Origin of the sequence: Nonomuraea turkmeniaca, from assembly GCF_005889735.1 — a bacterium.
Classification (GTDB): domain Bacteria; phylum Actinomycetota; class Actinomycetes; order Streptosporangiales; family Streptosporangiaceae; genus Nonomuraea; species Nonomuraea turkmeniaca.
Window position 1 is genome coordinate 1 of sequence record NZ_VCKY01000029.1, and the last position, 22,518, is coordinate 22,518.

At 68.4% G+C, this 22,518-nt stretch carries 17 protein-coding genes; 5 read left to right on the forward strand and 12 right to left on the reverse strand.

Annotated elements, in window-relative coordinates:
- The 5 genes from ETD86_RS11340 to ETD86_RS11360 all read left to right on the forward strand — a co-directional run.
- Positions 1-1,980, forward strand: a 1,980-nt coding sequence (locus ETD86_RS11340; RefSeq protein ID WP_138666092.1) for a polysaccharide deacetylase family protein, incomplete at its 5' end; no start/stop codon positions are given.
- 13 nt (positions 1,981-1,993) lie between these two features.
- A complete protein-coding gene (locus tag ETD86_RS11345; protein ID WP_170223011.1) occupies positions 1,994-3,577 on the forward strand; it encodes an AMP-binding protein in 1,584 nt (527 codons plus the stop codon).
- Positions 3,574-4,731, forward strand: a complete 1,158-nt coding sequence (locus tag ETD86_RS11350; RefSeq protein WP_170223012.1) for an aminotransferase class I/II-fold pyridoxal phosphate-dependent enzyme — start codon at positions 3,574-3,576, stop codon at positions 4,729-4,731. Before ETD86_RS11345 ends, ETD86_RS11350 begins: the two co-directional genes overlap by 4 nt.
- Positions 4,724-6,001 carry an asparagine synthase-related protein gene (locus ETD86_RS11355; RefSeq protein ID WP_138666095.1) on the forward strand — a complete coding sequence of 426 codons (1,278 nt, stop codon included), beginning with the start codon at positions 4,724-4,726 and terminating at the stop codon, positions 5,999-6,001. The genes ETD86_RS11350 and ETD86_RS11355 overlap by 8 nt, the downstream gene beginning before the upstream one ends.
- A gap of 11 nt (positions 6,002-6,012) precedes the next feature.
- Entirely contained in the window at positions 6,013-6,291 is a 279-nt protein-coding gene (locus ETD86_RS11360; RefSeq protein WP_138666096.1) for an acyl carrier protein, read from the forward strand.
- Here ETD86_RS11360 and ETD86_RS11365 read toward each other — a convergent pair.
- The 12 genes from ETD86_RS11365 to ETD86_RS11420 all read right to left on the reverse strand — a co-directional run bounded on the left by ETD86_RS11365 (position 6,276) and on the right by ETD86_RS11420 (position 22,133).
- Positions 6,276-6,881 carry an HAD family hydrolase gene (locus ETD86_RS11365; RefSeq protein ID WP_138666097.1) on the reverse strand — a complete coding sequence of 202 codons (606 nt, stop codon included), beginning with the start codon at positions 6,879-6,881 and terminating at the stop codon, positions 6,276-6,278. The genes ETD86_RS11360 and ETD86_RS11365 overlap by 16 nt on opposite strands.
- 622 nt (positions 6,882-7,503) lie before the next feature.
- Positions 7,504-8,745: a methyltransferase, FxLD system gene (gene fxlM, locus ETD86_RS11370; RefSeq protein WP_138666098.1), complete on the reverse strand. Its 1,242-nt coding sequence runs from the start codon at positions 8,743-8,745 to the stop codon at positions 7,504-7,506.
- A gap of 114 nt (positions 8,746-8,859) precedes the next feature.
- Positions 8,860-10,152, reverse strand: coding sequence for a methyltransferase, FxLD system (gene fxlM / locus ETD86_RS11375; protein WP_138666099.1), 1,293 nt, complete (start codon positions 10,150-10,152; stop codon positions 8,860-8,862).
- Positions 10,149-12,566, reverse strand: coding sequence for a DEAD/DEAH box helicase (locus tag ETD86_RS11380; protein ID WP_170223013.1), 2,418 nt, complete (start codon positions 12,564-12,566; stop codon positions 10,149-10,151). Before ETD86_RS11380 ends, fxlM (ETD86_RS11375) begins: the two co-directional genes overlap by 4 nt.
- Positions 12,547-12,969: a roadblock/LC7 domain-containing protein gene (locus ETD86_RS11385; RefSeq protein WP_138666101.1), complete on the reverse strand. Its 423-nt coding sequence runs from the start codon at positions 12,967-12,969 to the stop codon at positions 12,547-12,549. Before ETD86_RS11385 ends, ETD86_RS11380 begins: the two co-directional genes overlap by 20 nt.
- Positions 12,957-15,539 carry a sensor histidine kinase gene (locus ETD86_RS11390; RefSeq protein ID WP_170223014.1) on the reverse strand — a complete coding sequence of 861 codons (2,583 nt, stop codon included), beginning with the start codon at positions 15,537-15,539 and terminating at the stop codon, positions 12,957-12,959. The genes ETD86_RS11385 and ETD86_RS11390 overlap by 13 nt, the downstream gene beginning before the upstream one ends.
- 561 nt (positions 15,540-16,100) lie before the next feature.
- Complete coding sequence (locus tag ETD86_RS11395) at positions 16,101-16,871, reverse strand: ABC transporter permease (protein WP_246147852.1); 771 nt, start codon at positions 16,869-16,871, stop codon at positions 16,101-16,103.
- The gene (locus tag ETD86_RS11400) at positions 16,868-17,659 is read right to left on the reverse strand and encodes an ABC transporter permease (protein WP_138666104.1); all 792 of its coding nucleotides are present in this window, start codon (positions 17,657-17,659) and stop codon (positions 16,868-16,870) included. Before ETD86_RS11400 ends, ETD86_RS11395 begins: the two co-directional genes overlap by 4 nt.
- Positions 17,660-18,025: 366 nt before the next feature.
- Complete coding sequence (locus ETD86_RS11405; RefSeq protein WP_170223015.1) at positions 18,026-19,027, reverse strand: methyltransferase; 1,002 nt, start codon at positions 19,025-19,027, stop codon at positions 18,026-18,028.
- A gap of 197 nt (positions 19,028-19,224) precedes the next feature.
- Complete coding sequence (locus ETD86_RS11410; RefSeq protein WP_170223016.1) at positions 19,225-20,280, reverse strand: ABC transporter substrate-binding protein; 1,056 nt, start codon at positions 20,278-20,280, stop codon at positions 19,225-19,227.
- Positions 20,281-20,418: 138 nt separating this feature from the next.
- Entirely contained in the window at positions 20,419-21,231 is an 813-nt protein-coding gene (locus tag ETD86_RS11415; RefSeq protein ID WP_138666107.1) for a hypothetical protein, read from the reverse strand.
- Positions 21,228-22,133 (reverse strand): SAM-dependent methyltransferase, encoded by a 906-nt coding sequence (locus tag ETD86_RS11420; protein WP_138666108.1) that lies wholly within the window; start codon positions 22,131-22,133, stop codon positions 21,228-21,230. The genes ETD86_RS11415 and ETD86_RS11420 overlap by 4 nt, the downstream gene beginning before the upstream one ends.
- Positions 22,134-22,518: the final 385 nt, after the last annotated feature.

Sequence of the window (22,518 nt, forward strand, 5' to 3'; positions counted from 1 at the left end):
CCCACAGTGATCGCCATCAACTACCACCGCATCGGCGCGACCGACCCGCGCAACCCGTTCCATCGGCTGCACACCGTGCCCGCCGCCGTCTTCGCCCAGCAGGTGGACTGGATGCAGCAGCACGGGGCGATCGTCTCCCCTGACCAGGTCCGCGACGGCCACGGCCTGGCCGAGACCAACTTCGTCATCTGCTTCGATGACGTACCCGTCTCCGCGGAAGCCGGCATCGACCTGGTGCGCGGCCGCGGGCTGCCCGTCACCCTCTCCCCGTGCGGGCGGCTCGCCGAGGACGGCATCGGCGGCCGCGACAAGGTCTACGCCATCGAAACGTTCGCCGCACCCGAGACCGTCACCGCCCACGTGGCCGCCCACGCCCCTGCCCACCTGGCCGACGTGCCGTTCTACCACCTGACCAAACGGGCCGACCTGGACCCGGCTTGGGTGCGCCAGCACATCATCGACCCGCTCTACGAAACCGTCGAAGCCCGTGCCCGCCCCTACCTTGGCCAGCGCGGCTACCTCCCCTGGGAGCAGCTACGCCACCTGGACGGCGATCGCCTCGTCACCATCGCCAATCACAGCCTCACCCACGACAACCTCGCCGCCCTTACCCGGCCGGCCCTGCAGCAGGAAATCGACCGTTCGCACGAGCTGTTCACCTCCCGCATGGGCCGACCGGCACGCTACTTCACCGTCCCGTTCGGCCGCTTCACCCAGCACCTGGCCGTGGACCTCCTCCACGTCCTGGCCGACATCGGTTACGCGGGCATCCTCTGGGTGGGGACCGGCGGCCTGCACCTGACCGGCCGCTACCGCCACCAGCTGCTGCACCTGCCCCGCCTGCACGCCGCCACCACCATCGACGCCTTCGCCGATCAGGTCCGGCACGCGATCGGCACCAGCACCCAGGCACTGATCTGGCAGACACCGGCCACCACCCACCGCCGGGCCGTCCAGCTGACCTCCAGCAGCGACCCGCGCCCCACCCTCGTGGCCGAAATGGTGCTGCGGCAAGGCAAGGACTACGCCAGCGACCCAGCCTTCTACCGCCACCAGTTCACCGACAACCCCTACCGGCATCAGCGGCCCGACTTCTCCACGATCGAATGCGACGGCCGCATCGAGGCGATCGCCTACCACTTCCACACCCTCTTCGCCTTCGGTTCCGCCCTCGTGCCCGGCGTCTACCTGTCCGGCTGGCGCAAACTCCCGCACGCCCACCCAGCCGCCGCCGGCCATCTGCTGAACACCCTGCTCGCCCGCGAAGCCATCGTCGGCGTCTACCGGCCCAACCCGGACATCCACGCCGCCTTCACCGGCTGGCAGCGCGCCCGCGTGCACCAGCTCACCCTGCTCGTCCCCGAAAGCCCCGCCCGGCTCCAGGCGCCGTTCCGCGCCCGCACCAGCGCGGCCTTCCCCACCGGACTGCAGCCGTTGTGCGCCGCCTCCGTCCGCCGCGCCGGCTTCACCGTCGCGCGCGACAGCGCCGCCTACCACCTGTGGCGCCACAGCTCCTACCCGCTGGCCCAGGCCACCTACCTCGCGGTGTACCGAGCTGGCGAGCCGATGGCGCTGGCCGTCATCCTGCATCGCCCCGACCATTCCGACCAACCCGACCATCCAGGGCATCCCGGCGACGCGGTCCCGGCTGAGGCGCACATGGCCGCCGGCTGCGGTGAGCTCGTCGATGTCGCGGACTTCCACATCGCCGACGAGCACGCCATGCGCCCGCTCATCACCGCGGTGCTGGCCTGCGCCGCCCGCCTCAAGGCCCGGACGGTGACCTGGCAGACCAGCGACCCCGCCGTGATCGCGCTCGCCGAAGGCGACTTCGGTGCCGCGAGCGTGCCGTTCGACAACTTCTACCACTTCAACGCCGCCCTGCTGACGTCACATGCCGGTGCCGGACAGGCAGGCAGCCGCTGGTCCTCGCTGCCGCTGCACGAAACCGGCACCACCAGCGACGTGCTGCTGCGGTAACCGGGAGGACGCCATGCCCTACACCGTCCCTGATCTACTGATCGAGGCCGCCAACCGCCACGGCACCGCACCTGCGGTGATCGACGGCGGCAACGTGCACACCTATCAGGAGCTCACCGAGCAGGCCCACCAGCACGCCGGCTCCCTGGCCGCGCGGGCCGCCGCGGGTGAGCGCGTCGCACTGCTGCTTCCCCGCGACGCCACCACGCTGGCCCTCTACTTCGGCGCCCACCTGGCCGGCCTCGTGCCCGTCATCGTGCACGACCAACTCCGTCCCCGTCAGGTCGCGCACATCATTGGCCACGCCCAGGCCGCGCTGACCCTCACCACCGCCCGTCTGAAGCCGCTGCTGCGCGACTGCGCGACGGACACGCCTGTCCTTCTTCCCGATCAGCTCACCGGCCCGCCGCTGCAGCAGCCCGTACGGGTCATCGACCGGGATCTAGCCGCACTCGCCTACACCTCGGGCTCCACCGGCGCTCCGAAAGGCGTCATGCTCAGCCACCACAACCTCGTCTCCGGGGCCGTCATCGTCGCCGACTACCTGGACCTGACCGCCGACGACCGCACCCTGGCGCTGCTGCCCTGGTCGTTCGACTACGGCCTGAACCAGGTCCTGGCCACCTTCGCCGTCGGCGGCACCGCCGTCATCCAGCGCTCGGCCTTTCCCCCGGACATCTGCCGCACCCTGCTGGCCGCCGACGTCACCGGGCTGGCCGGGGTGCCCACCCTCTGGGCCGCGCTGACCGGCCACGGCTCACCGTTCCTGCGCGAGCACTACCCGCACCTGCGCTACCTGACCAACTCCGGCGGACCACTGCCGCCCCCGGCCATCTCCGCCATCCGCGCCGCACACCCCCACGTCGACATCTACGCCATGTACGGGCTCACCGAAGCCTTCCGCTCCACCTTCCTCGACCCCGCACTGATCAACGACAAACCCGGCTCTGTCGGCAAGGCCATCCCTAACAGCGCCGTCGACGTTCTCGACGCACACGGCCGGCGATGCCCACCCCAGACGACCGGTGAAATCGTCCACCGCGGCCCCACCGTGGCGCTGGGCTACTGGCGCGACCCCGAAGCCAGCGCCCGCGTCTTCCGCCCGCACCCACGCCTGGCCGCCCCCCACCACGAAACTGTCGTCTACTCCGGCGACCTGGGCTACATCGACCCCGACGGCGACCTGTACATCACCGGCCGACACGACGACATGGTCAAGATCCGCGGCATCCGCACCAACCCGAACGAGATCGAGTCCGAGATCATGGCCTCCGGCCTGGCCGCGGCCGTCGCGGCCGTGATCGTCTCACCCACCGATACCGCCGCCGGCCCAGACCGTGGCATCGACGAGGGCACCGACGGGGACACCGTGCCGGAAGGCGAGCCGCTCACGCTCGTGGCCGTCCAGGCCCGCCATCCCGATCTCCGCCTAGCCGACCTGGAGGCGTTCTGCCGCTCCGAGCTTCCTCCGCACCTGCGGCCGCACCGCATCACCCTCATCGAGACGATGCCGACCACCCCGCACGGCAAGGTCGACAGGCAGCTCGTCCGTCGGCTCCTGACCGGTGCCGTCCCCGAACCAGAGCTTCAGCCGTGACCTGGCCTCAGCAGGTCGGCGACCTGCTTCACCCGCTGGAGGATTACACTCGCCTGCACGCCGCCACACTGCGCCGCCACGGCGGCCGCGTCCTGGACCTGTCCTTCCCCAACCCCCGGTTCCTGCACGACGCACGCCCGTACGAGGTACTCGCCGAGCTCGCCGCCCGCACCGACCCCCTCGACCTGCGCTACAGCCCCTTCGGCGGCTACACCTCCGTGCGCCTCCGCATCGCCGCGGCGCTGGCCCGCGCCCACGATCAGCCGTACACGTGGAAGTCCATCATCATGACCGCGGGCGCGACCGCCGCCCTGTCCGTCACCCTACGGACGCTGTTCACGCCGCCAGAGCGGGTCATGCTCATCACTCCCTGCTGGATGGACTACCCGCTGTACCTGGCCGAGCGCGGGCTGGGTTGCGACCTTGTCCCCGCCGCCGGGGATAAGCGTCTCGACCTGGCGGCGATCGAACACGCGTGGACGCCGCTCACCCGGGCCCTGATCATCAGCCAGCCTGTCAGCCCCACCGGCATCGTCTACCGCGACGAAGAGCTACGCGCCCTCGCTACCCTTCTCCAGCAGTTGTCTCCCGAGCACCCGGCGGTGCTCATCGCTGACGAAGCCCACCGCGACCAGGTATGGGCCACGACCTCCTGCCCCGCACCGGCCGCTCACTATCCGCACACGATCACCGTGTACTCCTTCGGCAAAGCCTGGCAGATGCCCGGCCAGCGCGCCGGCTACATCGCCACCTCGCCCCAGCTGGCACCCTGCCTCGACGCTCCCCGCCGCCTCGAGCAAGGCATGCGCCTGACCGGGCACGCGGCCCCGGCAGCCCTCCTGCAGCACCTAGCCGCCGCCCTGTGCGACGTCTCTTTCGACCTGACCGGCCTGGCGGACCTGCAACGGCACGCGCGCGGCGAACTGGCGAAGTACGGCGTCGATGTCCTGCCCGGCGACGCCACCCGCTTCGTCTACGCGCGCTGCCCCACCGGCGACCTCCCCACCTTCGTCTCCGCCCTGGCCCAACGAGGTGTTCTCGTCTTGCCGTCCACCGTCTTCCACGAACCCGGCTGGTTCCGCATCTCCCTCAACACGCCCGAACCCGAGATGAGCCAGGCCGCCCGCATCATCAGTGAGGTCGCTCATGCTTGAAAGCCACCTGAAGATCGGCAATGCGTGCTGGGCGCCCGAAGGCGACCCGCCGGCGTTGTCGGACGCCCTCACCACCGACGGCGCCCGCCGGCTGGCCGGTCGGTTCGCCACGGCGCACCACGACGGGCACCGTGTCACCTTGGCGCGCGACCCGCTCGGACTGAACAAGCTGTACGTCGGCCTCCACCCCAGCGGGCACGTCGCCGTCGCCAACTATCTGCTCGACCTGGTTGACGCCGGCGTCCCCTTCTCCCAGACCTATGCCGTCCCGGCCGGCGCCATCGTCACACTCGACCTGCGCCAGCGGACGACCAGCAGCAGCCGCTACCGTCGGCTGCCTCCCAGCGGCAGTTCCGTGCGGCCCACCACCGCCATCCTGACGGAGGTCGCCGCCACGCTGGCCGCCGGTCTGCGCCGCCTCGCGGCCGCCAATGGCGACACCCCCACGATCGTATGCCTGTCCGGAGGACCAGACAGCTCCCTGATCGCCGCCTACGCGGCACGGCACCTAGCCAACGTGACCGCCTACACCTACTACTACAGCCGCGACGGGGCAGCCCTCAGCCACGACGCCGTCGCCGCGCAACAGGTCGCCTCCCATCTCGGCATACCGATACGGCTCGTGCCCGCCACCGCCGACATGATCTTCGCGGCGTTACCGCGCGCTCTCGCCTTTGGCCAGGACTGGCGCGACTTCAACGTCCACGCCGCCATCGTCAACGACTTGCTCGCCGCCGCCATCGCAGCCGACCACCCCACCGGACCGCGCCCGCTGGTCCTTACCGGCGATTTGATGAACGAACTCCTCGCCGACTACAGCCCCATTCGCTACAGCGGCACCACCTACTACGCGCTGCCTGACCTGCCGATCGGCACACTGCGCCACTACCTGACCCGAGGCGTGCAAACCGGCGACCGTGAAGTTGGTATGTTCCACACCCACGGACTCGAGGTCATCCAGCCCTACGGCTGGGTCTTCGACCACTTGCTCAAGCTGCCCAACGAGCTGCCGAAACACCACGTCATCGGTGAGCTCGCCGGCGAGTATCTGCCGGCCGAGATCATCCGCCGGCCGAAGGTACGCGCGCAGATCGGCGACTACGAAAGCCGCAACGGCCACGACGGCATCCTGCCTCAACTGACTCGCGCCGGTATCGACCAGCCCAAGCTCACTGGCCTGTTCTGCCGCGCGTTCCACATCGACCAGCCCGCGGACCTGCACCGGGCCGTACGCGCCGGAATCCACCAGCCACCTCCCGAGCGCTGGTGAAAGGACCTGCCATGACCACCGCACCGACCACCTTCGAGGCAGTCGCTGACGCGATCGAGCACTTCGTTCGCCAGCACGCCATCGTCGCCGACGACGATCACGGCTTCAACCGGGAAGTCGACCTGTTCGACACCGGCTACATCGACTCGCTGGGCCTGGTCACGCTCACCAGTCACCTCGAGTGCACCTTCGAGGTGACCCTCAGCGAAGAGGATCTCTTCCATGAGGACTTCGCCACCATCGACGGCATGGCGCGCCTTATCGTTGCCCGCCGTCACCGTTCGGAGTAGCTGCGGTCGGCCGCGAGCACGCTTCGCACGTCGATCACCGCCATGCCCGCGCGACGAGCGGCCATGAACCCTTCCTCGGCGTCCTCCACCACGACACAACGCGCTGGATCGACGCACAGCCGCCGAGCGGCCTCCAGGAACAGATCCGGCGCGGGCTTACCCTCCTCCACCTCCTCACGAGTGACCACCACATCGAACATCGCCGCCGCCCCAACTGCGACGATCCCGGCCCTGACCACATCGGCCGCTCCACCAGATGCCACCGCTACGCCCAGGCGTGCGGCCTTGGCCCGCCGGGCAAGAGCCAGCACCGGCTGATGCGGCACTAACTCCCCCGCCCTGGCGATGATCGCTCGGCGGCACGCGGCGAGTACATCCTCAGCCGGCAGTTCCGAGCTCCCAGGAAGCTGAGTCAGCAGCTCAGCCGTGGAGATCCCCAGCCGCTGCCAGTACCAGGAACGGTCAACCGTAACGCCGTAGGGAAGCAACGCAGTACACAAGGCGGCATAGTTCAGGGGCTGGCTATCGACGACAGTGCCGTCCCAGTCGAAGATGATCCCCGCGTACTGCTCAACGATCTCAACGTTCATCACCGTGACCGTCCGGCCTGTCGCCTATGTGATCACGCCCAGTTTCCCCCATGTACTGCTTCGGTTCCACCGGCGCGACGGCTTTCCACGGCCGTACTCAGCCGGGCGCCGAAGTGGACGGCGATCTGTGCCTCGCTCAGTTGCACCGCAGCATGGAGATCGTCCACGAGCGGCTCGGGCATGGCGCCCTGCTTTCTGCGCGGTCATGGTGGGCCTTCCTGGTTGATGGGTGGGAAGGGCTTGGCCTGCTGGCCGGCCGAAGGGGACGGCGTGGCCATGAGGGGCGGCGTGCAGGGTGCGCGGAGCTGTTTCCGATACGGTGCCCGCTTCGGAGGCGTCGGGCGGGCCGGTTGGCGTGCGCCGGTTCGGGGCATTGATCTGCCCACTGGTGCACTTCCCGTCACGCTGGACGGTGATCTGGTCCAGAGGCGGCCAGGTCATGTCGCCCCAGCGACGTTCCCCAACGCTCTTGTCAGTGTGTGAGCCTGCCGTCACTTGCGGCAGGTGGCGCGTCGGGTCGGCGGACATGAACACCTCTCTCGTTTGTAGGACTACGTCGGATCCTTCGCGCGTTCGACGAAGCGTGATGGCGGGATGGGTTGCCCGACGTCGTCAAGCGGGATCAACGTCGCGGGGTTCCGTCGATCTCGGGCCAGAAGACGGCGACGCTTCCGTGCCACCTGCGCAGCAGCCCGCCCTGCTGCGGCGCCCGCTCAGGCGATGTGACGGCCGGGACGGGCAGGTAGCGGATGGAGGCGGCACCGCGGCGCCGGTAATGCTCCGCCCAGCGACGAAGCAGCTGGCCGTACTGTGCCGCGGCGTACTCAGCAGAAGGGCCGTGCGCGATGACCCCGCTTTCGAAGACATCGCCGTCTTGGACGCGTTCGATGCGGTAGGCGAAGCTGCCGTCGTCACCGATGAGGACAGGCACGCCCAGGCGGGCGGAGACGTTCACCAGTCCTTCGTCAACGCGTTCCGGGCTGGCGCGCAGCAGAGCCATCCGCGGTGAGTTGGTCAGCAGGAAGAGATCCAGTTCGTCGGGCAGATCGAAGACGGCGCCGGGCCAGCTTTCCATGGGTGGCGAGTGCAGCGCCTGACGTAGCGCGTTCACGTCGATGCTGTGCTCGGTGTCCTCGATGTTCAGACAGACGCCTGTGTCGATCGTGAGGCGCTGTTCCTTGCAGGCGCCGTCGCCCTGCATGGGGACGAAGCGGCAGGGGTGGTAGCTACGGCTAACCAGACCGACGCCGCCGCGGTCGAACGCGATCGACCTGGTGACACCCTTCAGCTGCAGGGGCACCACGATCCGGCCCTTGATGGCGAGCTGCGCCAGCCACGCTGGCGGGATGTCCGGGCTTGCCACGGTGACGATGACCCGGTCGTAGGGGGCGCTGGAGGGCACGCCGTATTCGGCGTCGGCATGCACGACCTCGACGCGGTCGTAGCCGACGGCGGCAAGGTGGGCGCGGGCTCGCTCGACAATGTCGCCGTCGATATCGACGGAGGTGACGTGCCCGGCCGGGCCGACGAGCTCGGCGAGCAGAGCCGCGTTGTAGCCCATGGAGCCGACTTCGAGCACCCGCATGCCGGGCTTGACCTCGGCCTGCTCCAGCATGGCGGCCTGGAGACGCGGAGCCGACAGGGAGCTGAGGGTCATGCCGTCACCGTCGCGCTTGACCGGCACCGCGGTGTTCGGCTCGTATGCCTGCGCCAGATGTACCTCGGGCACGAAGACGTGCCGGGGCACGATGGCCATGGCCTTGGCCACCGCGTCGGAGGTGATCGCGTTGTCGCGGAGCGCCTCGACCATGGAGGCGCGCAGCCAGTCGGCGTTCTCCACGTCGGAATCTCGGACTGTAGTCATACGGTTACCTGTTGGTCGGTGGTGGGTGGTTCGACTGTCGGGCCGCGTGCCGGCCGTCGCAAGAGCGTGGAGAGCGTGCTCGGATGCTTCTCACTGGGTGCGGCACGCGCGGGATCATTCCCAGTCGATCACCAGTCGGGTGTTCGGCCGGTCGAAGACGAACTGGCCGTCGACCTGCTTGCAGGCGTCGGAGCGCTGGAGATCGATCCGCACGGAGTTCTCGCGGTACTCCCGCGCCCACAGGCAGATCGCGTCGGCCACGCAGCCGGCCAGGCCGAAGCCGCCCTGGCCGTGCCCGATGACGCCGATGTCGTACATCAGGTCGCTCGCAGCGGTGGTGGTGTGGGCAGGCCGCAGGGTGATGTAGGCGAGGTCGCCGGCGCCGGGGACGGCCATGGCGCCCCACTCGAACGGTGGCGTGATCGTCGCGGTGGTGATCGCGTCCGTGGTCGCCGTCATTCGTGACAGGCCCGCCTCCATGGCGCACGCGAGGTACAGGTGGAGGAGTTCGATGCTGTCGGCGTCCCTGGTGATGCGCACGCCCGTCCACACTTCGCTGCGCTTGCGACCCAGCACACCGAGAAGGTCGGCCGCGTCGACCTTCTGGTCTTGGTGGAGGTGGAGGGTGACCGTGCAGGTCGCGTTCAGCGCTGCCAGGCGCAGGGGGTCGTCGGCGATTCGATCCTGTGGCGGCATGAACGCGGCCGTGTCGTGATGGCGCGCGGTCCAGTGGTCGTTGGTGCGATCGAATCCGATGAGGCGGTACATGCTGCCGCGCAGGCGCAGCGGTACGACCAGGCGGCCGTTCGGTGAGATCTGCTGCAGCCAGGCCGATGGCACGTCCCAGGTGGCGTCGGAGGTGATCAGCCGGTCGTACGGAGCGCCGTCAGCGTAGCCGGGGGCCGCCTGGCCGCTGACGACGCGGATGGTGCTGGAGCCGGTCTCGGCCAGGCCGGCGATGGCGGTGCGGACGAGGTCGGCGTCGGTGTTCACGGTCGTCACGTGGCCGTGCGCGCCGACCAGGTGGCCGAGCAGAGCGGCGGGGTAGCCGGTGGTGGCGCCGATCTCCAGCACGCGCATGCCAGGCTGTACCTGCCCCTGTTCGAGCAGCAGCGCGGCGACAGCCGGTTCAGCCGTGGTGAAGCTGGTTGCGGTGTGAGTGGGCGTGATCGCGTAAACCTGCTCCAAGGACGCGCCGGGCACGAACGGGTGGCGGGGCACGGTACGCAGCGCGTCCTTCACGGCCGGGGTCCGGACTATGCCCTGCTCGCAGAGCCGGTCGGTGAAGGCGCTGCGCATCTGCTGGATCGTCAGGCCGGTGTCGTGGCTGGTCTCGGTCGTCTCACCGGAGGCAGCGCCGCCCGGAGCGAGTGTCTGGATGCCGGGCGTGGTGTTCCGTGCGGTCATGATGACCTCCGTCGGTGGTGGGCCACTTCTGGCGCTTGGCGGGTCGAGGAAGAGGACTGCAGGGATGGCTGGGCCCAGTTGGGGTCCAGCGCATCGAGCACGGCACGCTGCTGGGCCGTGAGGGGACGGGAGAAGAAGGGCGAGCGCCAGCGGCTCAGCCGCCTGCCGAGCGGGTAGCCGTCGCTGGTGACGTAGCGGGTGAGCGGGCGGAGATGGCCGTGCTCGTTGACGTAGGCGGTGGCGGCGGCCACGGCTGCTTCCCAGTCGGCCTGGTGCGCTTTCGCGGCCTCCTGGCGTGGCTTCCAGATCATGTTCAGCGCGTCCAGGCGCTGCCGCTCCCACCTGGGGAGACGGTCTCCTTTGGCGCGCATTTGCCTGATCCACGGGCCCAGCCGGATGCCATCCGGGGTGACGTAGGCGACGGGGACCCTGAGATGGCCGTGCTCGCGGTGGAAGGCCGCCGCGGCGGCATGGTGGCGCTCCCATGCGCCGGGGCCATCGTTGATCTTCACGCCCAGCATGTCGAGCTGGGCGCGCTGCTTGGCCGTCAGTGCCTTGCGTCCGCCGCGCAGGCGGCTGGCCCACACGCCCAGACGGAACCCGTCTGCGGTGACGTACGCGTAGGGCACGTCGGCGTGGCCGTGCTCGCAGTGGTAGGCGGTAAGCGCGGCATACTGGCGTTTCCAGTCGGCCTCGCGCACGCTCCAGGCCATGCCGATCGCGTCCAGAAGCGTGATCCGTTCGGGCCGGAGCTGGCCGCGCGTGCGCTGAGCGCGCTGGGCGATCAGCCACTTGCCCACCCTCAGCCCGGCTGGGCTTACCCACTCCTCGGGAATCAGCAGGTCACCGTGGGCTACGGCGTAGGCGCATGCGGCGCCGTAGTACTCCTCCCACGAGGCGGTCGCGGCCTCGACGATGCCGACCATGATCTGTTCGGCGAACGCTCGCGGGGCGTCGGCGTCACCGTCGATGGTCAGCCAGCGGATCGGCCGCGGCCGGTTGTCGCCGCGGCCGCGTTCACGGCGCCGCTGATCGACGTCGGCGGCCACCTCGTCGTCATGGCTGCGCAGAGCGCGGACCACCTCCCACACGGAGGCGTAGTCGGAACTGTCCAGGGCCGCTGCCAGATCGGCGCCCGGATCGGCCAGGAGCGGCACGATGATGGTGGCCACCTTGTCCGGGCGGCCGCCGGGACGCAGGGCTCGTCCGATGGCCTGGACGATGTCCACGGTGGAGCGGCGTGGGTCGGCGAACAGCACCGCGTCCACGGCCGGCATGTCGACGCCCTCGGACAGCATCCGCGCCGACGACAGCACCGCCAGCCCGCCGGCGGCTCCTTCGGCGAGCCGTTGCAGCCGCTGGCGGCGCACCGCGGTGCTGTGTTCGTAGCGGATGTGGTCGGCCCACAGTGTGGTGGGCCGCGCGTCGGCGGCCACCAGGCCGGCGACTTCGGGAAGCGTCGTGGCGAAGTGCTGGGCGTCGTTGTTGGTGGTGTGGAAGGTGATGGCACGCCCGACGCCGTACGTGGCGGCGGCGCGCAGTATCGCGATCTGGGCGGCGAGCATCCGCACGGCGATCTTCTTCCCGCGTACGTGCATGGCGGCGCGACCGTGGGTCTGGTCGGTGATCGCGCGGATCTGCGCGTCGCTCACCAGCGACACCACCAGGCGGTACGGGACGGCCAGGCCGAGATCGCGGGCGGTCCCGTATCCCAGCCGGTAGACCGTCGGCCCGTACATCGTTTCGTCGTCCATGCCCACCACGTCGGCGTCCCGGCGTGCGCCGACGAGCTTGCGCGGGGTGGCGGTCATGTACAGGCGTTTCCTGGCCGGCAGATGGGTGTCGTCGTGGACCCGCCGCCATTGCGTCCCGGACACCGTCCGGTGGGCTTCGTCGGCGATCAGGATGTCCACTGGCGGCATGGCGTGCTCATGGTGGGCTCGGCTCAGCGTCGCCACGCTGGCGTAGGTGGACAGCATCGTCACTGGCCCGGGCCGGGACGCCGTTGCCGCGATCACGATCGGATCGGTGGTGACGCGGACGTGCAGGGCCTGTAGTTCCTCGACGCCGGCTCGTTCGGCGGCGTCGTGGGCGGAGCAGATCACCAGGATGGTGCCCAAGGCGGCGTCGCCGAGGGTGAGGCGGTACTCGCGCAGCAGCTGGGCGAGCAGCATCACGGTCGGGGCCAGCACCAGGCGCAGCCCGGTCGGGGCGAGTGTGGCCGCGACGACGGCGCCGATGCGGGTCTTGCCGGTGCCGCATGACAGCACCTGGGTCGCGCGGTCGCCGTCGGCGAAGGCCTTGAGGGCTTGCTCGACCGCTTCGAGTTGGTGTGGCCGCAGCCGGTCGGCCCACGGTGTCAACGGCGGCAGGCAGCCTGCGAGGATCGCATTGTTACCGAAATCGGGTGGCATGGAGTGCCTTCTGCACATCTGGTGTCACTGTCTGGCGGACCTCGTTTGCCACGTGTGTGATGTGCCACGCCACGTTGCCGAGGTCGCATTCGGGGTCGGCTAGGACGGCTAGGCCCAAGTGGTCGTTGATCGTCTGGGTGATTAGGACTCCCCCGCCCATTTCGATCATGACCTGGTGTGCTGAACCGGCGTTGAATCCTGTGGCCGCGCCCCAGGCGAGTTTCAAGAGTTCACAGGCGTACGACGCCAGTAGCTCGGCCCGCCCAGGGGCAAGGTGCAAGGTGGTCGCGAGTGGCCGCCCGTCGGTGGAGATGACGGCCGCGTGAGTGATCCCTGGATCAGCGTCGACGAGCTCAGAGATCATCAAGTCGATTCCGAGTGCCCCCTGTTTCAGGTTGTCCATGTGCCCTTGTGTCCGTCCTCGGAATCAGCGGCGTTCATCTTGCCTGTGCTGATGTCGTTGCGTGCCGCTCGGCAGCCCTGCTGGAAAGTGGACAGGCGGTTGCGCACTGCCTCGGGCGAGACCGGCGGCGGGGATTCGACTTCTGGAGTAGCCGCGGACTTGGCCGCGCCTGGCACGAGGTTGGCCTTCGGCACCCGCTTGGGCAGGCCGGACGTTGTTGATCCGGCTCCCACGGATCTGGCTACGGCCTCGGCTGCGCTCCACCCCGCATCGGTTTGGGGAGAACCCCAACGGCTGTTGTCGCTGTTGCCGCGCTGAAACCAGGCCGATTCGACGGAGGCAAAGATCGGCAGGTAGTCGTCCCCGATGGAGGCGGGTGTGACCGTCGGAATCGGGGCGGTGGCCGCCGCCTCAACGTCGCGGCCGCTGTGTCCCGGCGTAGGGGGTGAGGCGAGGTCGGGTCCCCGCTCAGCCCACTCCTCTTGTGGCCGATACGGTAGGGCTCTTGTGGGGCGTTGCTGCTCGTCGGTGACCGGTTCCAGCGAGGACTGCCACATGCTGACCGGATGGGCGGGCTGCCCGCCAGGGATTGAGGGCTGCCGGCTACCCGGTTGCGGGGCCAAGGGACGTGGGGTGCCGGCGTACTGGTAGTCGACGGGCGCGGGATGTGCTGCCGGGGACGTCCCGGTGAAGAACGGGGTGCCGATGGGCTTCGGGTAGGTGCCAGTCGGTTGGGCGAGCAAGGTGAGGGGGAGCAGCACGGTGGCGGTGAGCCCGGCGGGAGCGTGTGGGCGCAGCTGTACGCGGATGCCGTGGCGGTGTGCCAGTCGGGCGACCACGAACAACCCCATGCGGCGCGAGACTTCCACATTCACGGTGGGTGCGCTGGTCAGCCGCTCGTTGGCCTGACCGAGTTCCTCGTATGTCATGCCGATCCCGGCGTCGCTGATCGACAGCAGAACGCCGCCGCTGTCGATCGTGTTGCAGGAGACGATGACGTGAGTCTCCTGGGGGGAGAACGACAGAGCGTTTTCGAGCAGTTCGGCCAGCAGATGGACGACATCGTTGACGGCTTGGCCGGCGACCGGGTTGTCGCCGGGGATGAGAATCTGGATCCTCTGGTAGTTCTCAACCTCAGACAACGCGGCCCGGACGACATCGACGAGGGGGACCGGCCGGCTCCACAGGCGTGGCGGGTCCTGCCCGGCCAAGACGAGCAGGTTTTCGCTGTTGCGCCGCATGCGGGTGGCCAGGTGGTCAAGCTTGAACAAGTTCCCCAGTCGCTGCTCGTCCTGCTCGCCCTGCTCCAGCCCGTCAATGAGGGTGATCTGCCGCTCCACAAGGGTCTGGCTGCGGCGCGAGAGGTTGACGAACATCGCGTTGACGTTGGAGCGCAGCCGGGCCTCTTCGCCAGCCAGGCGTACGGCCTCGCGGTGGACCTCGTCGAAGGCGCGGGCCACCTCGCCGATCTCGTCGCGGGAATCGACACCTATGGGGGTCACGTCGGCGTACGCGTCGGCGCCCTTGTCGCGCAGCAGGCGGACGGTTTCCGGCAGGTGGCGGCCAGCGATTTGCAGGGCCTCGACCCGGAGCTTGCGCAACGGCTTGACCAGCGACTGGGCCATGAGGAAGGTAATGACGAGTACCGCGAGCAGGAGCAGGATCATGAGGGCCGCGGCCAGCTGCGCCCGATGGCGGGCGTCCTCTTCCAGGGTGCGGCTCTGCACGATGATCGATTCGGTCATGCGTTTCTCGACTGTGCGCATGGCGTCGATGGTGTCGGTCATGGCCTCAAACCAGCGGTCGGCGTCGTCGCTGCCGGGGGTGAGGTCGAGCCTCGCGTTATCGTTCGCTTGGGCGAGCGCGCGTAGCCGGAGGAGCTCGGCGAGGTCGATATTGGGGCCGGCGACGGTGTCGTCGTAGAACTGTTGCTGAGAGAGGGTGGCGACCGACCGGAACACGGCGACTTCGCTGTCTTGCTGGGCGCGGGCGTCGGTGAGGGTGTTGAGTTCGCCGCCTTGGAACCGTCCTGCCGTGGCGACGCCGGCCAGCAGGCCGCGCTGTAGTGAAGCGGCGTCCTTGGCCTTGGTGAGGGCGGACAGGGCCCGGACGCTGTTGCTGAGCGGCTCGTCTTGGAGTCCCTGGTTGATTTGGGCGTGGATGCGTAGGAAGAGGTCGCTGATCTGCGAGTACTTGGTCAGCGTCGGTAGCGCGGGCAGCCGCGAGGTGATGGCGGTGTCGCGGGTGGTGGCGATCTCGGGTAGGCGGGTGAGGATCTGCTGGGTCAGGGACCATGCGCCGTCGCCGTGCTCGCGGGTGATGGCTGCGGCCTTGTCCTTGACCATGGCGATCGCCGCATCCACTGGTGCGAATTGCTCGCGCAGCGCCTTTTCGCGGGTCCTGCTCCGGCCGGCGGCGACAAAGTACACGGCGTGGTCTCGCTCCAGTGCGAGGTGGTGGGTCAGCGTGGTGATCGCGGCGCTGAGCTCGGCCTTTTCCCGAATGCGCTGGTATTGGGCGGCGCTGCTGATGGAGGAGGCGATCTGCAGGGCACCGACCACGACGCCCACGGTGGTGGGGATGACGATGAGGGCGATGAGGCGCCATCGCACCCGCAGGTCACGCAGCCGGAATCGGCCGCGGAGAGCTTTCGTTGTCCGCGGTGCCGCTTGTCCGGGGGGCGGCAGGTGCGGCTGCGGATCGCCAACGGTCGTCGATTGAGTCCTCACAGGGGTTCCACCTTCACGTGGTGATGCACCAGGGATGCGGGCCGCGCGCGGACATGTGCGGCACAGAGTGAGCACCCGGGTTCCGACAGGGCTGAAATGGGCCGTGAGACTGCGCTGGTGCGCAGCCTCACGGCCGCCGCCCCGTCCAGGCCAGCTCGGGGCGGGAAGGCTGTGGGCCCCGCCGAAGGCGGCGGCTGGTGGGTCCACAGCAAGGATGGCGGCAGCCCACACCGGACTGACCGTCGAGCACGTGAGTCAGGCCTACAGCCCGGGCGGGCGCTGGAGTGCCCGTCCGCACGAGTTCGCCGGCGGGCCGAGCAACCCATGCGCCGATGTCGTCGCCGGTCCTCGCCGTCGAAGGCAGGGGGATCGACGCTGCAGTCTCGGCTGGTTACGGCGGCGCTATGCATGCGTTCTCCAGGCGAGGTGGCGCCGTTCCAGGGCAACGAAGGCTGCGTTCAGCACGATGCCGAGCACGCCAAGAAGCGTGATCACCGACCACATGGCGGCGACGTCGATACTGCCTTCCGCCTCGCGCAACCGATAGCCCATCCCATCGGTGCTGCCGGCCATCTCCGAAACCACCATCATGATCAGTGCGAGGGAGATGCTGAGCCGCAGCCCCGCCAAGATCTTCGGCAGCGCGGCGGGAAGCACGATGCGGAACAGCCGGTGACCGAGCCCCAGCCGCAGAACGGCGGCGGTGTCGAGATAGCCCGGGTCGATCGAGCGAACGCCCTCCATGGTGTTGATCAGGATGGGCCAGATCACTCCGAACACGATCAGCGCTACCTGCAGGGGCGTGCCGATTCCGAACAAGAGCATGAACATCGGAAATAGCGCCGAGGGAGGCATGGATCGGGCGAAATGCAACGCCGGCTCCAGCAGCGCGGACACCACCCGCAGGCTGCCGATCACTACCCCGAGGGCTATCCCCACCACGGCGGCCATACCCCACCCGGTCCCTAGCCGGGCCAAGCTGGGCAGCAGGTCACTGGCAGCCTCCGGGGTGAGAAACCCGCGGGAGGGCGGACCGCTGAACCACATCTCGTACATGCGGGCGAGAATCACGCTCGGCGGCGGGAAGTAGAACATGCCGGCCGCGCGTGCCACTATCTCCCAGCCCGCGGCGACGGCGGCAGGCAGCCCGAATCGGCGTATCGAGGCGATCACGATAGTTCCGTTCTCGCGCGGCGCCAAGGGAACAGGCGTCGCTCCGCCACGCCGCACAGCGCGTTGGCTGCCATGCCGAGCACACCCGTCCATAGCGTGCCCGCCAGCATGCGTTCGACGTCGTTGGCGCTGCCCGCCTGAGCGATGAAGGTACCGATGCCGCTCATACCTCCGGCGACGATCTCCACGCTGACCGCGACGATGAGCGTGATCGAGACCGCGATACGCAGCCCGGTGGCGATGAAGGGCGCGGTGCTCGGCAGGGAGACGCGCAGCAGCACGGCCAGGGGGCCGAACCCGAAGCTGCGCAGAGTCTGCTTAGCCAGCGGGTCGACCTCCGCCAGGCCGTACATGGTGTTGATCAGCAGCGGCCACCAGCTGGCGTAGACGATCAGCGCGATCTTGGCATCCTGGTTTTCCGTCCACAGGAAGATCGCCAGAGGAGTCAACACCAGGGCGGGAATGGGGCGCAGGAACTCCAGAAGCGGCCGCACTGCCCGTTCCACCGCCGGCACAGATCCGAGGAGGAGCCCTGCGGGCACTGCCGTGAAGACGGCGATGAGCAGGCCGATGCCGCAGGCGGCCAGCGTGGCACCGATGTGCGTCCAGAACTCCTGGTCCAGGGGCAGCGTGACTCCGGTTGCGGTCACGGTGGACAAGCGCGGCAGCAGGCGGGGGTCGATCAGCCCACTCCAGCCGGCTACCTCGGTCACAGCGGCGCCGCCGGCGATTCCGGCCGTGCCGAGCAGGATGCGTTTCCGCGGCGATAAGAAGGCTGGTGCCCTCATCGCGGACTCCTTGGAGGGTGACGTCGGCCGGAGGGCAGCTTCGGGCGGAGCCCATAGGATGCGGCCGTTCCGACCGCCCGGAAGATTCGGGAGGCGGCCAGGACGACGTTGATCAAGATCAGGCAGCGGACCAGCCCTGGGATGACCAGAGTTCGGTCGGTGAGCGCGCCCGCCCTAATCGGGGTCGGGCCGGAACCGATACGCATGGTGAACCACTTCCGGGCGGTATTGAGAATGGCGCTGGTCCGTTGCGAAAACCGAGCGAGCTGTCATGACAACGGGGGGTGAGCGCAGACGAGGTGACAGGGTTGAGCGGAGGCAGACCGTGTGGCTCTCTGGCCTGCCGACCGCCTTCGGCGGCTGCCGCTAGTTGCCTGCCTCCGCCGGAACGGCGATCAGCAGCGTCTGACCGTGGGCAAGCGACAAGGTCGTGCGGCACCGCAGCCCCGCCTGTTCCATCAACGCGAGCAGTTCCTTCAGGGTGCGTTCCTTGCCGCCGGGGAACATCGCCATCATCCGCAGCCCGAGATCGATGGTCGGGCTGTACTCTCCGGGCTGCGCCGGCTTAACGGCCTCGATGCACCACAGCTCCGCATCGGGGCCGCTGTCGCGCATGGCGGTGCGGATGAGCGTCAACAGCGTCACGCAATCCAGATCGGACCAGTTGTGCAGAATCGACGACAGCAGGTAGCGCTGAGCGCCCGGGTAGACGACGGAGAAGATGTCGCCCACCACGACCGTGGTCTGCTCGGCCAGGCCCTGACCGGCCAGGTAAGCGCTGGCTCGCGCAGCGACGTCCGCTCGCTCCACCAGCACCCCCCGCAGGGTGGGGTGGGCGTGCAAGATGGCGGCCAGCACGCCGCCCTGCCCGCCGCCGAGGTCGGTCACGGTCTGCACCCCGACGAAGCGGTCCGCCAAACTGGCGAGCTCATGACCGATGGCGGCGCTGCGGGAGACCATGAACTGGTCGAACAGTGCGGCCAGGTCGGGCTCATCGGCCAGGCGCTCGTACGGGTCGCGGGCACCATCCAGCACCGCGGGGTAACCGGTGCGTACCGTCTCGTCCAACATGGCGGCCGCCCGCCACCAGAGCCATGATCCAGTGACCTTCACCGCCGCATACATCGAGTTGTCCGCATCCGGCAGCAGCACCATCCCCGTTGGGGACAGGTGATAGCAGCCGTTACGGACCGAGACGATGCCGTAGCAGTGCAGAGCCGACAGTAGTTGCCCCATCATGGCTGCGTCGGCGTCGCAGCGTGCGGCCAACTCCTCACCAGATAGCTCCCCTGCGGCGGCTAGATGCTCCGGGCCGCCCACCGACACGAACGCGTGCAATGCGGCGGCCCGTAACGGGCCGTTGATCATGTCCTGGACGATTCCGCGTGGTGATGTGTCAAGCGGCGTCATCGACGGCGGTCGCGGACTGTCCGGGGCACGTTGAGGTAGTAAGGAGGGCGTGTCGTCGCCATGTGGTTGGCGTGTCGGGAGCGGCTCGTCCTCGCCGGAGGTAGACATGGGCGGCGACGTAGCCTGCGCTCCGCTGCTGCTGCGTTCGGAAGCCGTCACGGGGTCGCTCCTGTGGATGAAGAGACGCTGGGGGAAGAGCTGGCCAGAGGGCTGCGCCAGATCACGTTCTCGGCGTTGATCGGTTTGCCGCTGGTGAGGTAGCCGAACTGGAGCATGGCGTCTGCGACCCGCTGAAGGCGGCGACCCTCCAGCGTGGTCGGGAAGGAACCGAGCGCGATCACGGACGCCTTGGCGGGCTCGATGTGCGCGTAGGTGGGGAGGATCGCGGTGACCGCGCTGCGGTCAGTGGCCGCGATCTGCTGCCCGCGGCTGAGGGCCCGCTGAAAGCGGGCCACTACGTCCGCACGCTGCCGCACTTGTCCCGGGTCGGCGCTGACCCAGGTTGTCGACACCGCCCAGCCGGCGATCGGGAACTGGTCGGTGGGCCCCGACGCCGCATCAGCCAGCTGCCGGGCGCTGTACTGCGAGGCGCTGTCGGTGATGTACGGTTCGACCTCCCAACCCACGTCCACGCCGCCGTGCTTGCTGCCGCGCTCGACCGCCTGCGGCATGTCAGGCAATTTGATGAAGACGAACTCGATGTCGTCCTTGTTGAGGTCTTTCTCCGTCGCGAGCGTTATCTCGGTGGTGAGCGTCGCGACCGACTGGGGTGTCGCCACACCGATGCGCTTCTTGGGGCCGCTGCCGCTCCACTTCAAGTCCTTGAGACTCTTCAGGGGCGAGTCCTTCTTCACCATCAGGGAGAAGGTGTTCTTCTTGGCCTGATAGGCGTCTGCCACCAACCGAAGCTTGCCGGGCTGCTTTTCTTCAACCTGAAAGAATGTCACATAGTTGGCCAGCGAGAACTGCCAGGCCCCGCTGAGAAGCTTGGGGACCGCCTCGGCGAGACCTCTGATCTCCTTGGGCTCGATCTCCAGGCCTTCTTGGGCGAAGAAGCCGCGCTCCCTGGCGATGAACAACGCGGCATTGTCCGGGATGGGCATGTAGGCAACGGTGATCTTCTCCAGCTTGTTCGGCTGCGGGGCTGCGGCGTTCGTACAGCCGCCAAGCGCTAAAGACAGCGATGCGAGTACTGAAAGCGTTCGTCTCAAGAACATCTCCAGAAAGGGAGGGGGTGGCATGGGAAATGGGCATCCCACGGTGGAGTTCGCACCCACGACGATTAGTAGTTCGTCGCGGACTGCGGAGAGAAGCGCGGACGGCAGAGAGTCTTCCGGCCGCGTTGTTGTTCAGGTGGGCGCCGATGGCGCGCGAGGGGCGGTGATCCGTGCCCTCTCGCGGCTCAGGAGGCGGACGGCGTTCGGCAGGACCTGTGTGGCACGCAGCTTCGCGGGCTCGTCCGGGCGGATGGGTGGGAGCCACACGAAACGGGTGGAATCGGTCAGCGCGATCAAGTTGCAGCACACCCCGATGGCCGTCACCCAGCGATTGATCGGGATGGCGGTGGCGCTGTCGTCAAACGGGGAATTCAGTGCCTCGGCCAGTGCCTCGCCGGCGGCCTGGGCCGGTGAGGCGCGTTCGGCGTCGGTGGCCATGTCGATGGACAGCTCGTGGATTTGCAGGGTGCCGTATAGCAGCGCTTCGCAGGCGTGCTCGAATTCGGCGCTCGCGTCGTGAGCTGGTGAGGTGGGTGAGTCAGCTGGTGCGGTGACGGCATCCCGGCCGGCGATGGGGAACGTCTGGTCGTCCGGTGCGCCAGTGTCGGGCTCTTCCCGCCTGGCCTGGGTGGTCAGGCGGCGGACGAGAGCTTCGTTGATGGCGGTGGACAGCGCGGCGGCCGCGGTGTCGATGTCGTTGGCCGCGTGCTGCCCGGCCCAGTCCGCTGGCGTAGAGGGGCTGGCTGGTCGCCAGGCGAAGTGGTTGCTGTCCAGCTGTACGAGCATCGATGCCTTGTCGATGAGCAAGTGGGGCTGGCCGTTGCGGAACACGATCGAGGCTTCCAGGTGGTGGTCGGCCAGAGCGGTTCGCAGGTCGTACAGGGCGGGCATGGGTGGTTCGTGGCCCAGTCCGTGTGAGGCGATGTCTTCCATGGTGGCGCTCACGCGGCTTCCCGCTGCTGGTATCGGCGTGGGATGGCGACGCCGCCGAGGAAGTGGGCGGCCATTTTGGGCAGCAGCGCCTTGTCGTCCGGATCGAGCCGCCAGTCATGGACCGGCACGAGGCCGGGCTCGTGCCACGTCCACTTGTCGCCGAACAGCGCATGGATGTCGGCGCTCGAACGGGCTGTCATTGTCGCGGTCGCGCCGGAGTAGACCGCGGTCGCCTCCTTGACGGTTCCTTCTTCGAGGCCGTCGGTGCAGGCGTGGCTGAAGATCAGCACGCTCCTCGGGGGGAGCGCTTCCTCCAGTGTGTCCACGATGGCCGCCGGGTCGTCGGCGTCGGCCAGGAAGTGCAGCAAAGCGACCATGACGACCGCGATGGGCTCCCCGAAATCGATCAGCCTGCGAACATCGGGGTGGTCCAGGATGGCGTCGATGTTGCGTACATCCGCTTGGACGACCTCGGTATGGGCGTTATCGGCGAGGATCGCGCGGGCATGCACGAGCACCACCGGGTCGATGTCCACGTACACGACGGGAGCGTCCGGCTGTACGCGCTGGGCGACCTCGTGCACGTTGTTCTGCGTGGGAAGGCCCGAGCCGATGTCGATGAACTGGCGTACGCCGCTGGCGGCGACGGCCTCCACTGCGCGGCCGAGGAAGGCGCGGTTGGAGAGGGCGGCATCGCGCACCCACGGTGCCACCTTGAGGAGCTGTTCGGCGGCATCCCGGTCGGCGGGCCAGTGGTTCTTCCCGCCGAGGAAGTAGTCGTACATGCGGGCGACGTTGGGAACGGTCGGGTCCAGCGCCCGTTCCTCGTACGACAACTGCCTGTCCAGCGATGGCGTGTCCCATGCTGTCGGGTCCTGCTTCGCCGCGGTGGTTGCGGCCGGTGGCGTGGTCATCGGCGCTCCCTGCGGGGACCGATGTGGAAACAGCGGTGGGCGGCAGTGGCATCCGCGGCTACCGTATTCATTCAGATCGGACCTCCATCCGATCAAGGGCTCGCCACGCTCAACGCGACTATGGAGTGTGGCGGGCCCGTTCTCTTTTGTTCGGGGCAATATCCGCTGGCCCATCACAGCGCGGTGCATGGTGCTGGCGGAAGGAGACCGGGCAGGAGCAATGAGGAGTAATGAAGGGCAATTCCTCCTGTCAGACGGTGATGAAAGGCGTACATGCGGAATCTGCCGACATTTCACGCGCGGCGTCGACGGCGGCGTGATCGTTGATGGACGGCAGTTCATGCCCTCTACCTAAGCTTGGCCAGCACCGTCGCAACAGTGTTCA

What these genes read in the sequence shown, in the direction of transcription:
- ETD86_RS11345 (WP_170223011.1), top strand. Translation starts at nt 1,994, where the DNA reads ATGCCCTACACCGTCCCTGATCTACTGATCGAGGCCGCCAACCGCCAC.
- ETD86_RS11355 (WP_138666095.1), top strand. Translation starts at nt 4,724, where the DNA reads ATGCTTGAAAGCCACCTGAAGATCGGCAATGCGTGCTGGGCGCCCGAA.
- ETD86_RS11360 (WP_138666096.1), top strand. Translation starts at nt 6,013, where the DNA reads ATGACCACCGCACCGACCACCTTCGAGGCAGTCGCTGACGCGATCGAG.
- ETD86_RS11365 (WP_138666097.1), bottom strand. Translation starts at nt 6,881, where the DNA reads ATGAACGTTGAGATCGTTGAGCAGTACGCGGGGATCATCTTCGACTGG.
- fxlM (WP_138666098.1), bottom strand. Translation starts at nt 8,745, where the DNA reads ATGACTACAGTCCGAGATTCCGACGTGGAGAACGCCGACTGGCTGCGC.
- fxlM (WP_138666099.1), bottom strand. Translation starts at nt 10,152, where the DNA reads ATGACCGCACGGAACACCACGCCCGGCATCCAGACACTCGCTCCGGGC.
- ETD86_RS11380 (WP_170223013.1), bottom strand. Translation starts at nt 12,566, where the DNA reads ATGCCACCCGATTTCGGTAACAATGCGATCCTCGCAGGCTGCCTGCCG.
- ETD86_RS11385 (WP_138666101.1), bottom strand. Translation starts at nt 12,969, where the DNA reads ATGGACAACCTGAAACAGGGGGCACTCGGAATCGACTTGATGATCTCT.
- ETD86_RS11400 (WP_138666104.1), bottom strand. Translation starts at nt 17,659, where the DNA reads ATGAGGGCACCAGCCTTCTTATCGCCGCGGAAACGCATCCTGCTCGGC.
- ETD86_RS11405 (WP_170223015.1), bottom strand. Translation starts at nt 19,027, where the DNA reads ATGATCAACGGCCCGTTACGGGCCGCCGCATTGCACGCGTTCGTGTCG.
- ETD86_RS11420 (WP_138666108.1), bottom strand. Translation starts at nt 22,133, where the DNA reads ATGACCACGCCACCGGCCGCAACCACCGCGGCGAAGCAGGACCCGACA.